This is a genomic window from Acinetobacter sp. YH12129 (assembly GCF_013418685.1).
In the GTDB taxonomy this organism is placed as follows: Bacteria; Pseudomonadota; Gammaproteobacteria; order Pseudomonadales; family Moraxellaceae; genus Acinetobacter; species Acinetobacter amyesii.
In genome coordinates, this window is record NZ_VPBP01000012.1 from 35,355 (window position 1) to 49,029 (window position 13,675).

General features: G+C 40.2%; 12 protein-coding genes. 7 read left to right on the forward strand and 5 right to left on the reverse strand.

The features are described from left to right. Window positions 1-22 precede the first annotated feature (22 nt). From FTU65_RS08170 to fdx, 7 genes are all read left to right on the forward strand, one after another. Window positions 23-496: an Rrf2 family transcriptional regulator gene (locus FTU65_RS08170; protein WP_078188665.1), complete on the forward strand. Its 474-nt coding sequence runs from the start codon at window positions 23-25 to the stop codon at window positions 494-496. A gap of 1 nt (window position 497) precedes the next feature. Next, window positions 498-1,715 carry an IscS subfamily cysteine desulfurase gene (locus FTU65_RS08175; protein ID WP_078188666.1) on the forward strand — a complete coding sequence of 406 codons (1,218 nt, stop codon included), beginning with the start codon at window positions 498-500 and terminating at the stop codon, window positions 1,713-1,715. 104 nt (window positions 1,716-1,819) lie between these two features. Then, the gene (gene iscU, locus FTU65_RS08180) at window positions 1,820-2,206 is read left to right on the forward strand and encodes a Fe-S cluster assembly scaffold IscU (protein ID WP_078188667.1); all 387 of its coding nucleotides are present in this window, start codon (window positions 1,820-1,822) and stop codon (window positions 2,204-2,206) included. 37 nt (window positions 2,207-2,243) lie between these two features. Beyond that, window positions 2,244-2,564: an iron-sulfur cluster assembly protein IscA gene (gene iscA, locus FTU65_RS08185; RefSeq protein ID WP_078188668.1), complete on the forward strand. Its 321-nt coding sequence runs from the start codon at window positions 2,244-2,246 to the stop codon at window positions 2,562-2,564. Window positions 2,565-2,668: 104 nt separating this feature from the next. After that, entirely contained in the window at window positions 2,669-3,184 is a 516-nt protein-coding gene (hscB, locus tag FTU65_RS08190; RefSeq protein WP_078188669.1) for a Fe-S protein assembly co-chaperone HscB, read from the forward strand. Between the two features lie 39 nt (window positions 3,185-3,223). After that, complete coding sequence (gene hscA, locus FTU65_RS08195; protein WP_180004650.1) at window positions 3,224-5,083, forward strand: Fe-S protein assembly chaperone HscA; 1,860 nt, start codon at window positions 3,224-3,226, stop codon at window positions 5,081-5,083. Window positions 5,084-5,099: 16 nt separating this feature from the next. Then, window positions 5,100-5,438 (forward strand): ISC system 2Fe-2S type ferredoxin, encoded by a 339-nt coding sequence (fdx, locus tag FTU65_RS08200; protein ID WP_078193483.1) that lies wholly within the window; start codon window positions 5,100-5,102, stop codon window positions 5,436-5,438. 172 nt (window positions 5,439-5,610) lie between these two features. Here fdx and FTU65_RS08205 read toward each other — a convergent pair whose 3' ends face one another. The 5 genes from FTU65_RS08205 to aspA all read right to left on the reverse strand — a co-directional run bounded on the left by FTU65_RS08205 (window position 5,611) and on the right by aspA (window position 13,584). Further along, window positions 5,611-7,077: an adenylate/guanylate cyclase domain-containing protein gene (locus tag FTU65_RS08205; RefSeq protein WP_180004649.1), complete on the reverse strand. Its 1,467-nt coding sequence runs from the start codon at window positions 7,075-7,077 to the stop codon at window positions 5,611-5,613. Between the two features lie 61 nt (window positions 7,078-7,138). Next, window positions 7,139-7,573 carry an HIT domain-containing protein gene (locus FTU65_RS08210; RefSeq protein WP_067762788.1) on the reverse strand — a complete coding sequence of 145 codons (435 nt, stop codon included), beginning with the start codon at window positions 7,571-7,573 and terminating at the stop codon, window positions 7,139-7,141. Window positions 7,574-7,796: 223 nt separating this feature from the next. Beyond that, a complete protein-coding gene (gene mfd, locus FTU65_RS08215) occupies window positions 7,797-11,264 on the reverse strand; it encodes a transcription-repair coupling factor (protein ID WP_180004668.1) in 3,468 nt (1,155 codons plus the stop codon). A gap of 179 nt (window positions 11,265-11,443) precedes the next feature. Then, a complete protein-coding gene (locus tag FTU65_RS08220; protein WP_078193486.1) occupies window positions 11,444-11,800 on the reverse strand; it encodes a hypothetical protein in 357 nt (118 codons plus the stop codon). Window positions 11,801-12,135: 335 nt separating this feature from the next. Beyond that, window positions 12,136-13,584 (reverse strand): aspartate ammonia-lyase, encoded by a 1,449-nt coding sequence (gene aspA, locus FTU65_RS08225; protein ID WP_180004648.1) that lies wholly within the window; start codon window positions 13,582-13,584, stop codon window positions 12,136-12,138. Window positions 13,585-13,675: the final 91 nt, after the last annotated feature.

Consider the following 13,675-nt stretch of genomic DNA (forward strand, 5'->3'; position numbering starts at 1 on the left):
GACTTAACATGTGTATCGAATCATGCGCTTAACAACTCGCGGTCGCTACGCAGTGACTGCTCTACTTGATTTAGCTTTGCAGCCAACTGAACAAACGATCACTCTTGCAGAAATTGCAGCTCGTCAAACCATTTCAGTGGCCTATCTTGAGCAGTTATTTGCAAAATTAAAGCGTCACGGCTTAGTTTCCAGCATCCGTGGAGCAAACGGTGGTTATCACCTAGCTCGTAGTGCTGAAGACATCACTGTTTTGGAAATTATTGAAGCTGTAAATGAAACAGTTGATGCAACCCGTTGTGACCACAAAGGCAACTGCCAAAATGGTGCAATGTGCTTGACTCACGATTTATGGCAGGAACTCTCCCACCACATTGCCGATTATCTTGCAAAAATCACCCTTGCTGACCTTGTAGCACGCGATAACGTTCAAACCGTATCTATTCGTCAAAATTCAGCAAACTTTGATTCAGCCCTTTTATCGGTTACAGGTATTTGACATGAAGCGTCCTATTTATCTTGACTATGCAGCAACTACACCTGTAGACCCTCAAGTCGCAGAACGTATGATGGAATGTCTAACGTTTGACGGTACTTTTGGTAATGCAGCTTCTCGTTCTCATGCTTACGGCTGGCAGGCAGAAGAAAAAGTAGAATATGCACGTGAACAAGTTGCTAATCTAGTAAAAGCTGATCCACGCGAAATCGTTTGGACTTCTGGTGCAACTGAATCTGACAACCTTGCGCTTAAAGGTATTGCTCAGTTCTATGCATCTAAAGGCAAGCACATTATTACAAGTAAAATTGAACATAAAGCAATTCTTGATACTTGCCGCGAGCTTGAAGAAGAAGGCTTCGAAATTACTTATCTTGAGCCAGAAGCAAAAACAGGTTTAATTACACCTGAAATGGTTCAGGCTGCCCTTCGTCCAGATACGATTCTTGTATCTTTGATGATGGTGAACAATGAAATCGGTACAACTACAGATGTAGCTGCAATCGGTGAATTGACTCGTGCAAACAAAACTTATTTCCACGTAGATGCTGCGCAAGCTGCAGGTAAAGTAGAAATTGATCTTTCAACAATGAAAGTTGATTTGATGAGCTTCTCTGGCCACAAAATCTATGGTCCTAAAGGTATTGGTGCTCTTTATGTACGTCGTCAACCACGTGTACGTATTAAAGCGCAAATGCACGGTGGCGGTCATGAACGTGGTATGCGTTCAGGTACGCTAGCGACTCACCAAATCGTGGGTATGGGCGAAGCGTTCGAACTTGCAGGTAAAAACCTTCATGCCGAACAAACTCGTATTCGTGTACTTCGTGACAAACTTTGGAATGGCTTGCAAGGTCTTGAACAAGTCTTCCTGAACGGTCACCCAGAATACAACGTTGCAAACTATCTAAACGTCAGCTTTAACTTTGTTGAAGGTGAATCGTTAATGATGGCACTTAAAGATTGCGCAGTATCTTCTGGTTCTGCATGTACATCAGCAACTTTAGAGCCATCTTATGTACTTCGTGCATTGGGTCTTTCAGATGAATTGGCTCATAGCTCGATTCGTTTCAGCTTTGGTAAATACACCACTGAAGCCGATATTGACCATGTACTTGAAATTACCAAAGCAGCAGTTGAAAAACTACGTGATCTTTCACCGCTTTGGGATATGTACAAAGAAGGTATCGACCTTAATTCTGTAGAATGGGCTGAACACTAATTCATCCCGGTGAGATAGCTTTTATTTTAAGGCTATCTCATTGATTAACGTAATTTCACCCCCATATTAATCTTAAGGCTGACCCCGAGGTTTGGAGAAGCGTCATGGCTTATAGCGAAAAAGTAATTGATCATTACGAAAACCCTCGTAATGTTGGTGTTTTAGACAAAAATGCAGAAAACGTTGGTACAGGTATGGTCGGTGCACCAGCTTGTGGCGATGTTATGCGTCTACAGATTCAAGTTGATGACAATGGCGTAATTGAAGAAGCTCGCTTCAAAACTTACGGTTGTGGTTCAGCAATTGCATCTAGCTCATTAGTAACAGAGTGGCTAAAAGGCAAAACTCTTGATGAAGCTCAAGCAATTAAGAACATTGATATTGCAACTGAACTTGCACTTCCACCAGTAAAAGTACACTGCTCTGTACTTGCTGAAGATGCAATCAAAGCTGCTGTAGAAGACTACCGTAGCAAGAAAGTAAAAGCTTAATTGTTTACGTGTTTTAAAAAAGATTAACGGAGTTTTCATGATTCATTTAACTGAAAATGCTGCAACTCATATCAGCAATTACATCAAGAATCGCGGTAAGGGTGAAGGCATTCGCGTTGGCGTGAAAACTTCTGGCTGTTCTGGTCTAGCTTATGTACTTGAGTTTGTCGATGATATTGACACGCATGACCAAGTATTCGATCAGTTTGGCGTAAAAGTATTTGTTGACCCAAAAAGCTTAGTTTATCTTGAAGGTATGGAGATGGACTATGTGAAAAATGGTTTAAACGAAGGTTTCGAATTTAATAACCCAAATAAAAAAGGTGAATGTGGCTGCGGCGAATCGTTTACGGTTTAAGCCTTTTCCACGCTCCTTTTTCGCATTAAAACAGTGTAAAATTCACTGTTTTAATTGCATTTAAAGCAACACTTTTTGCACCTCTATTGCGGACACCATCTCCCATGAATCATTTTGAGTTGTTTAACTTACCTGTAGCACTCGATATTGATTTAGCAGTTTTAAAATCTGAATTTTTAAAGTTGCAGCAACAATATCATCCAGATAAAGCCGAAGACAAAGATCTAGCCCTGATAAAATCTAGTGAGATTAATCAAGCATTTAAAGCTTTATCCAATGTTGATAGCCGCGCTGCATATCTTTTAAGTCTCAAAAAACAAGATTATCACCTTGATCAATCGATTAGTGATTTTGAGTTCCTACAAGATGCCTTAGAAATTCGTGAACAGTTAGATGAGGCAGGCTCTGCTGATGACCTCACTTCACTTAAAACTGAAGTTCAGCAATGGATTGACGGTTTGGTTCGTGAATTCAAGATTGATTATGACGACGAAGACTGGGCTGAAGCACGTGATACCGTACGTAAATTACGCTTCTTCCAAAAAGTAATGGCTGACATCGATAAAGCTGAAGATCGCTTCTTAGACGACGATAGCTTTGATTTAGACGATGATTTTTAATTTATTTTTTATATTTGACGTTCAAAGGATGTAACACACATGGCTCTCTTGCAAATTGCAGAACCTGGTCAATCAAGTGCGCCGCATGAACACCGCATCGCAATTGGTATCGATCTTGGGACTACACACTCTTTAGTAGCCACGGTACTTTCTGGTAAAGCGAAAGTGCTTAACGATGAACATGGTCGTGTGTTACTCCCTTCTATTGCACACTATGGCGAATCCACTACGCAATATGGTGACGACGCAAAGGCATTCTTAACGACTGATCCTAAAAACACCATCGTTTCTGTAAAACGCTTTATGGGTCGCTCTAAAGCAGATATTAAATTCCAACACCCGTACAACTTAGTCGGTGAAGGGAATGAAATGCCTGCTTTTGAAACTGCACAAGGTCGCAAAACACCCGTTGAAATTTCTGCTGAAATTTTAAAACAACTCAAAGACCGTGCAGAAAGCAGCTTAAATAATCCAGTAAATGGTGCCGTCATTACTGTGCCTGCCTATTTTGATGAAGCACAGCGTCAAGCAACGCGTGATGCGGCTCAGCTTGCAGGTTTAAATGTACTACGTCTATTAAATGAACCGACTGCTGCTGCAGTGGCTTATGGCTTAGACCAAGACACCAATCTTGCACATGATCAAAACTATGTGATCTATGATCTGGGTGGTGGTACTTTTGACGTTTCAATTTTACGTTTCTCTCAAGGCGTTTTTGAAGTTCTAGCAACGGGTGGCCACACGGCGCTTGGTGGTGATGACCTAGACCGTCTGATTGTAAAATGGGCAAAAAAACAACTGAATATTGGAACTTTAGATGATGCTGAATATGCACATTTCATCGTTTCTGCTCGTAAAGCAAAAGAAGCTCTAACCGAGGCTGAATCTGTAGTGCTTAAAGTTCTTGATCAATCATTGACTTTAGACCGCCCTACTTTTGAATCCATCATCAAAGTTGCTTTGGATAAAACTATCAGCGTTTGTAAACGTGTCATGCGTGATGCCAAGCTTGAACTCAGCGATATTCAAAATGTGGTATTGGTCGGTGGTTCTACCCGCTCGTATGCTGTACAAAAAGCTGTTCAAGATGTCTTCAATCAAGAACCACTCTGCACAATTAACCCTGATGAAGTTGTGGCCATTGGCGCCTCGATTACAGCGAACCAGCTTATTGGTAACTCTAAAGATGGTTCATTGCTTTTAGACGTCACACCGCTTTCTTTAGGTTTAGAAACCATGGGCGGTTTGGTTGAGCGCCTTATTTCGCGTAATACAGCTATTCCAGTGGCTCGTCGCCAAGAATTCACAACCTATCAAGATGGTCAAACAGCGATGTTGATTCATGTTGTACAAGGTGAACGAGATCTAGTTGAACATTGCCGTAGTCTAGGTCGTTTCGTGCTTCGTGGTATTCCACCGATGACTGCGGGTCAAGCGCGCATTGAAGTGACTTTCCAAGTTGACGCAGATGGTTTACTCACGGTGTCTGCCAAAGAAACCACTTCTGGTGTGCATGCCCAAATTGACATCAAACCTTCTTATGGTTTATCTGATGCCGACACTGAACGCTTACTGATTGATGGTTATAAGTTTGCTGAAGAAGATAAAAACTTACGTCATCTTCAAGAAACCAAAGTGGAAGCAAAACGTGAACTTGAAGCACTTGATCAAGCACTTAAAGTGGATGCTCAACTTCTCAGCCAAGAGCAACTCAGTTCCCTCACTGCAGCACGCACTGTTTTAGATGCTGCACTTGAAACGACAGATATTAAAGCTATTGAACATGCTGTAGAACAGCTTAAAATACATAGCGATGCATTTGCTGCAGCTCGTATGAATCAGCACATTGATGCCGCATTGAAAGGCACAAAACTCGATGACTGGTCAAACTCAAATTAATTTATAGGTCAAGATTATGCCACGTATTAAAGTACTGCCTCACGCAACAATCTGCCCAAACGGCGCTGAGTTTGAAGTCGAATCAAATGCTAACCTTTGCGAAAGCATGTTAAAAAACGGCATCAAAATTGAACATGCATGCGACATGTCTAAAGCATGCACCACTTGCCATGTGGTTGTACGTAAAGGTTTTGATGGTCTAGATGAAATGGATGATGTCGAAGCAGATCTTCTCGATCGTGCTTGGGGGTTAGAACCAGACTCTCGTCTGTCATGCCAAGTAAAAATTGAAGATGAAGATTTGGAAATTGAAATTCCTAAATACACCATCAACCATGCTTCAGAAAATCATTAATTTATAGATAATTTTCTATAATTAAAAAGCCAGTTTATCGTAACTGGCTTTTTTATACATAAATGTATTCAACATATCAAAAAAGAAGACGTTTTGATAAAAGCATGAATTGTGTTCTTGTTTAAATTTTACGCGATACGATTAGATCTAATTTTATAATGTATATGTGAAATTAAGAGTGAGATTCAGTTTTTTTGACTTCTTCGATCACTTCGTCTTCTAAATTCAGTTTTACGATACCAGCAGAGTTGGTCATTTTTTGCTGAGTTTGTAAGCGTTGAATCATACGTTCTAAAACATGTATTAGTTCAGGATATTCAAAGTTTTGTACTTCATCTAAGTTCAACAATAGATTAAAGCCTTTATATTCGTAGTCAAACCACCGCTGATAATCTGTTTTCTGCGAGGTGTATTTTTCCATCACTTGCCAAGTACGTACTGGGCCTTTGATGCCTTTTAAGAAGATCGGTGCTTTAGGTGCACATAAATAGTCATTTTTCACTAAATGATGCGTATCGTCTGAAATCAAAATTTCATCGACTTCAGCCGCACTTTGCAATCGTGCAGCCAAGTTCGCATCACGACCAACGATGGTATACGCCATACGGTGAGCTGCACCATAGTTCCCAACGTGGCAATACCCTGTAGAAATACCCATACGAATATGTAACGGCGGATAACCCATTTTAATCCAACGTTCACGCAGCAACTTCATTTGCTGACGCATGACCATTGCCATCTCTAAACAAGTTTTTGCATCTTGCTCTACGCCTTGGCTATGTGGATCACCAAAGAAGATTAGAATTGCATCCCCCATAAATTTATCAACAGTCGCTTCATACTGTTTGGCAATCTCAGTCATATGACTCAAATAGTCATTGAGTAGAAATGCTAAATCGTCTGGAATTAATGTTTCAGAAAGCTCAGTAAATCCTTGGATATCGGAAAAGAAAATCGTTAACTTTTTACGTTTATATTCGATTTTAGCTTCAGACTCACCTTTCATAATCGATTGCCAAAGTTGCATAGGCGCATAACGACTCAGCTGATTGGCGAATTCCATATAACGATTCATCTGATCATAATAGTGGTTCTTTTTATTACTCAGAGACTGAACTTGGGTGTGTTGATAAAAAGCCCCTACGCTGAAATATGTAATTAAGCACAGAAAGCCAAGAACGGTTAATTCACTGCTGGTCGACTCAAAATACTCTTGAAAACCAAAGACATAAATATTGCATAAATAAAATACAGTGACGCCAACAATCCCTGCCAAGGACATCATTAAGAAATTGATCTTGTTATAGATTGTTGTGTATAGCAGCGCAAAGACCGCAAGAAAGGTTAAAACAAGACTTAAATGTACCGCAGACATCAGTACAGCAATAACTATGATATCGATCAGAAACAGCACATTGCGTTTAGTTTGATTGCTATATCGATAAATTAGCCAATGGGAAAACTTGGGAACAACTAAAATCAGAAAAAATAAAAATGCAGGAATATAGATTTGATAATGCGTATCTGGTTGGGTGTAGTGATAGACAACAATCACCAAAGACAGCATGATATATCCCATCAAACGATGAAAATATTCAAACTGTTTAGGCTCTTTGCTGATTAAATTGTCTAACGGCACTCGATCGCCCCCATACGGACACTCATTCTTCTACTATCCTGATATTGTCCGTAAATCGGGATTAGTCCATACGCCAATCGAAAGGCATATCACCTTGACCACGTAGTGCAAGCATTAGTGTTTGGCGCATGTGTGCCAAGACATCATTGTTATAAGGAACTGCTGGCGTACCCCAAACTGGTTTCGGCCAAGCCACATCATTTTGATAACGAACAACATGATGAAAATGTAATTGTGGAACCATATTACCCAATGCAGCTACATTCATTTTGTCTGCACGGAATACACGTGACAATTGGCTTGATAACCAGCTTGATTCACGTAAAAACTGCTCTTGGTCTGCCTGACTTAATTCATAAAGCTCTGTAATTCCCGGAACACGTGGAATCAAAATAAGCCACGGGAATTGCATATCATTCATCAAACGACATGTTGACAGAGGAAAGTCGCCTACATAAAACGTATCTTGAGCAAGTTGTGGATGTAAACTAAACATATCTTTATAAATGATGCAAAATTAGAATGATGGCTAATACTATCACATCCTTATGGGTGTGAATATTCTGTACAGAACGTTTCATTACAAATAAACTGCATTTGAATAAAACGTTGCGTGCTTATGACTCTAATAAATTTTTCAAAAAAATCAAGCGTTTCTTCTATATAAAAAACACTCATGAAAATCTACTCATTCTAAACAAGCAATTTATACGCCAAATCTATTGATTTGGCGCCAATTCCTTCAGCAAACTGTCTAATAAGTCATTTATAAATTGAATGCGTTTGTCATATTCTTCGAGCATGACCATCACTTTTAGACGCTGTCCACCTTCCATTCGGAAGAAAGTCGGATGCTTTTGCATCATTTGAATGATCGATATGGCTTGAACTGGTGTATCTGGTGAGAACTCAATACTGCCGCCATGTGAACTGATATCAATTTTTGTGATACCCAATTGTTCCGCTTTTAAACGCAACTGATGGACAGAGAATAATTGCTTGACTGCTTGCGGCGGCAAGCCAAAACGATCGATCAACTCCATACGAATGTTATCGAGTTTCTCTTGAGTATCCGTATTACTAATGCGTTTATAGAACAATAACCGTTGATGTACATCACCTAAATAATCATCTGGAATTAAGGCTGGCATGTGCATGCTAATTTCAGCCGTTAATGACAATGGAGAGTCAAAGTTAGGCGTTTTACCTTTTTGAATGGCTTTGGTGGCTTTTTCAAGCATTTCCATATACAGGCTATAACCGATGGTTTGCATTGAGCCACTTTGCTGTTCACCCAGCAACTCACCTGCGCCACGAATTTCTAAGTCTTCTGTAGCCAACATGAAGCCCGCACCCAAAGTCGATGCACGAGAAATGGCATCTAGGCGTTTTTCAGCATCACCCTTTAAGCCTTTGAGCGAAGGTACAAGTAAATAGGCGTATGCTTGATGGTGCGATCGACCGACACGACCACGTAATTGGTGCAACTGCGCAAGTCCCAGTTTATCTGCACGCTCAATCAAAATGGTATTGGCGTTTGGCACGTCAATCCCAGTTTCAATAATGGTTGAACACACCAGTACGTTATATTCTTTGTGATAGAACTGTTGCATGATTTGCTCTAGTTCACGCTCACGCATTTGACCATGTGCTACCGCAACTCGGGCTTCAGGAACCAATTCACGTAGAGTTTCTGCCGTACGTTCAATGGTCTCCACTTCATTATGCAAGAAATACACTTGCCCACCACGTAACAGTTCACGCAAGATGGCTTCTTTGATCGAATCTCCAGTATGTTCTTGCACAAAGGTTTTCACAGCAAGACGACGTGCAGGCGGCGTTGCAATAATAGATAGATCACGCATACCACTAAAAGCCATATTCAGCGTACGTGGGATAGGCGTTGCAGTTAGCGTCAGCATATCTACATCGGCACGTAAGGCTTTAATTCTCTCTTTATCACGTACACCAAAACGATGCTCTTCATCCACGATCATGAGGCCGAGATTTTTAAATTGCACACTTTCCTGCAAGATTTTATGTGTGCCAATCACGATATCCACTTTGCCTTCTGCGAGGTCTTCAATGGTTTTGGTATGTGATTTTGATGAACCAAAGCGTGAAAGGACTTCAATACGTACAGGCCAATCCGCGAAGCGATCTTTGAAAGACTCGTAGTGCTGCTGCGCCAACAACGTGGTTGGAACAAGTACAGCCACTTGTTTGTTATTTTGTACTGCCACAAATGCAGCACGCATAGCTACTTCTGTTTTACCAAAACCGACATCACCACAAACCAAGCGATCCATCGGCTTCGCTTGTTGCATGTCATAGAGTGTCGCTTCAATAGCATTGGCTTGATCTAGGGTTTCCTCATAGGCGAAGCCACTGGCAAACTGCATATAGAGACTTTGATCCAGTTCAAATCCATAACCCGGTTTCGAGTGACGACGGGCTTGAATATGTAAAAGTTCTGCCGCCACATCATGGATCTGCTCTAAAGCTTTGCGTTTGGCTTTAGACCATGCATCTGTGCCCAATTTATGTAATGGTGCTAGATCTGGGTCACCACCGCTATATCGGCTAATTAAATGCAGGTTTGTCACAGGGACATACACTTTGGCTGCATCGGCATAGTCTAACTGCAAAAATTCATGGTCTTGCTCATCGATACTCAAGGTAATTAAACCTGCATATCGCCCCACACCATAATCAATATGAACCACTGGTGCGCCAATACTTAGCTCGGTTAAACTACGAACTAGGAACTCTTCTGATACTTCCTGTTGGCGTTTACGACGACGTTGAACCACACGGTGTTCATAAAGCTGATTTTCAGAAATTACACTGAGCTTGTCAGTTAACAATAAACCACGATCTAAGGGCGCATTGGTGATCGCAATCGCATGCATAGAATGCATAAAATCATTAAAACTTTCGACCGTCGGGATATCACCCAAACTTGGACGCAATGCATCTTTTAAAGTTTCACGTCGACCAGCGCTTTCAGCCACCAAAAGCACTGGATAATTTGCCGCATCGATATATTGCTTAACAGCATAAAATGGCTTTTCACGTTTTGGATCGACAGGTAAACGGGGTGGAATCTCAGCTACAAGATTGATCACGCCATTGCGTTCATCAAAAGCCTCAGGCGAAGCCACAATACGACGGCAGAGATTTAATTGTTCTAAAACCTGATTTGGTTGTAGGAAAATCTGCTCTGGCGGCAAAATCGGTTGGTCGACATTATGACGGCGGTCTTCATAACGACGCACAATATCCGACCAAAACTGAATCAATGTGTCATCAATAGCTTTATCTGTAATGACAATGCCATTCTCTGGTAAGTACGAAAACAGGGTACTTTGCTCTCTCATGGCATGTTCAGAGAAGAACAACGGAAAATAAAACTCAATACCCGGTGAAGCTATGCCATCTTGTACATCTTGATAAATTGGATTTTTCTTTGGATTTGCTGTCGGAAAATTTTCCGCATATCGATCACGAAACAGTGAACGCGCTTCTTTTAATGGAAATTCTTTTGCAGGTAAAACCGTAAAATGATCTAAATTTTGGGTGGTTCGCTGAGTTTCAGGATCAAAGAATTTGAGGGTATCGATTTCATCATCAAATAAGTCAATACGAATCGGTGAACTTTGTCCCAAAGCGTAAATATCCATGATGCTACCGCGTACTGCAAATTCACCATGATCATAAACAGTATCCACCAAGTGATAACCCGCTTGTACTAATCTTAATTTTTGTTGTTCTATATCAAATTTTTGACCCACTTTAATATCAAAGTGTTCACCTAATACCCAAGATGCCGGTGCAACTCGCTGCGCTAAGGTTGTTGCCGAAATCAACAACACGCCTTGCTGTGGCATATTGGACAAAATCGCCAAGCGCTCAGAAACGATGTCTTGATGTGGCGACAGCCGGTCATAAGGTAAAATTTCCCAATCTGGGAAAATAGTCGGCTTAATTCCGTAAAATTCCAGCTCACTTTCTAACTGCCCGAGATGCTGATTATTACGTGCTACAATCACAAACAACTGTTTCGATTGTTTGCTAATTTCTTTAAATAATAATGCAGCAGATGAGCCTTGTAAGTTTCCGACCCACCGCTTTTCGCCAGCTTTGAGCTGTTTAAGATTGAGTTGTGAAATTTCTTGCTGGAACATGATGTAAATAGCTTTTAATGTTTTAATCACTTGGTGATCATATTAACACGATGCTTTTTACATTCCGAGATTTAAGCAACTATATACAGTGTTTTAACCAATATGGATTTGCGATTGTATTTTCTATTGATGAGTACCATTAATGCACCCATCAAACTCAAACACTGCAGTCCATTCACTTACTTACGATCACGGATGAATTGACGATAATAATCATTCAATAGTTTGACATAGAGTTTAAACTGCAACAGATTTTCTTCAGTATTGCCTAATCGTGCAACAAAGCGTTGACTTGCAATTTCCAAGTCTATTTTTTCATTGATAATCATTGCAGTTGCATAGAGCTGTTTTAAATCATCGAAATTTGTCATTTTTCTATTCGACAGATATTCCATACGTTCAGACAATGTATTTAAAACTACGCCTTCAATGATATAGCCCTGTGTTTCATCATATTGAATGTGGTGTTGTTCTAAGTAAAGTTGCTCAGGCGACTCTTTAGCGCCTTTGAATAAATCGACTAACTTATTAAACATCTGACTATCTACAACATGATAAAAAACCTATTGTACTTCGATTACATCCTTTTTTGGGCAAGTTAAAGTATTTCTGACTTTATCTATGCGCTAAATTTTTCATCCAAACCTTCATGACTATATATAGAACTATAATTACGATCTTAAGCAAATATAGCGTTTTATTTTCAACCCAATACTTTCTTTTAGAAATCTAAAACATCACTGCCATCAGATTAGTTTTCTAGATTTACCACTGATTTCTTCAAATAAAAAACGAAGGATTAACCTTCGTCATTTACTCATCATGGGGCTATTACTCATCATGGGGCTATTTAAAAGTCTTAAATAAGCATTTAACTCACTTGAGCGAGTGGCATACTAAATGGTGTCACTTCAGAAACTAGATTTTCAATCGAGAAAATTTCATCCAATTGACTTACAGTTAACAGCGCTTGCTCTAAAACCACTTGGCGAATGGTTTTATTTTCGGCAATACATTGCTTACCGATTTCATCACATTTTGCATGACCTAAATATGGATCGAGTAAGGTCACGATTCCTACACTACGCATCACAGCATCAAAACATGCTTGCTCATTTGCCTGAATTCCTTGGATACATTTGCTATCTAATGTTTTTACGGCATTCACCAAAAGCTCAATCGATTCATTCATGGACAATGCAATGACCGGCTCCATGACATTTAATTGTAATTGCCCTGCTTCTGCGGCTAAAGTTATGGTTAAATCATTGCCCATCACTCGAAATGCAATTTGGTTGACCACTTCAGGGATCACAGGATTGACCTTTGCAGGCATAATGGACGAACCTGCTTGTAACTCAGGTAAACGAATTTCCGCTAAACCTGTTCGTGGCCCCGAACTTAAAAGACGTAAGTCATTACAAATTTTAGAAAGTTTGACAGCTAAACGTTTTAAGCAACTCGATAATAAAATAAATACGCCACAATCGCTGGTTGCTTCGACATAGTCTTCTGCACCTTGCAATTTTAAACCGGTCAAATGAGCTAGATTTTCAACGGCCTTCGCTGCATAACCCGCAGGAGAATTCACGCCAGTACCAATTGCCGTCGCACCTAAATTAATTTCCAATAAAAGCTGTCGATTTTGCTCAATCAACTTTAAATCTTCTTTTAATAATGTTGCAAATGCTCGGAACTCTTGCCCCAAAGTCATCGGAACAGCATCTTGTAACTGTGTACGCCCCATTTTGATGACATGTTTAAACTCATCAGCTTTAACATGTAAGCTTCCGATAAGTTGATTTAGCACTACAAATAAAGCATCAAAAGCACTATATGTCGCTAGACGCAGCGCTGTTGGATAGACATCATTGGTCGATTGTGACTTATTGACATGGTCGTTTGGATGAATTCGTTGATAACTACCTTTTGCATCTCCAAGTGATTCAAGGGCAATATTGGCAATGACTTCATTGGCATTCATGTTAATAGAAGTGCCTGCTCCACCTTGATAAATATCAATTGGAAATGAATCTGCCCATTGTTCAGGATGATCAATCAATGCATCACACGCCTGCTGAATCGCTTGGCGAATATCATCTTGTATTAAGTTAAATTGATAATTGGTTTCTGCTGACGCTTTTTTTACCTGAGCAATAGCGCGTACAAAGTTTAAATTTTGTCCGACATGCTGCTTTGATATTTGAAAGTTTTCGATGGCACGCAATGTATGTATACCGTAATAACATGACTGCGGGACTGCTTTATCCCCCAATAAATCATGCTCTATTCTCGTTTTTTCCATTTGAACCGTTGTCACTGCGCATTCCCTCTAATTACGCACCAAGACTGTGCATACCTCATATTCGACCTGTTCAAATCATCTCACTACAGATGATGTGATGCACATT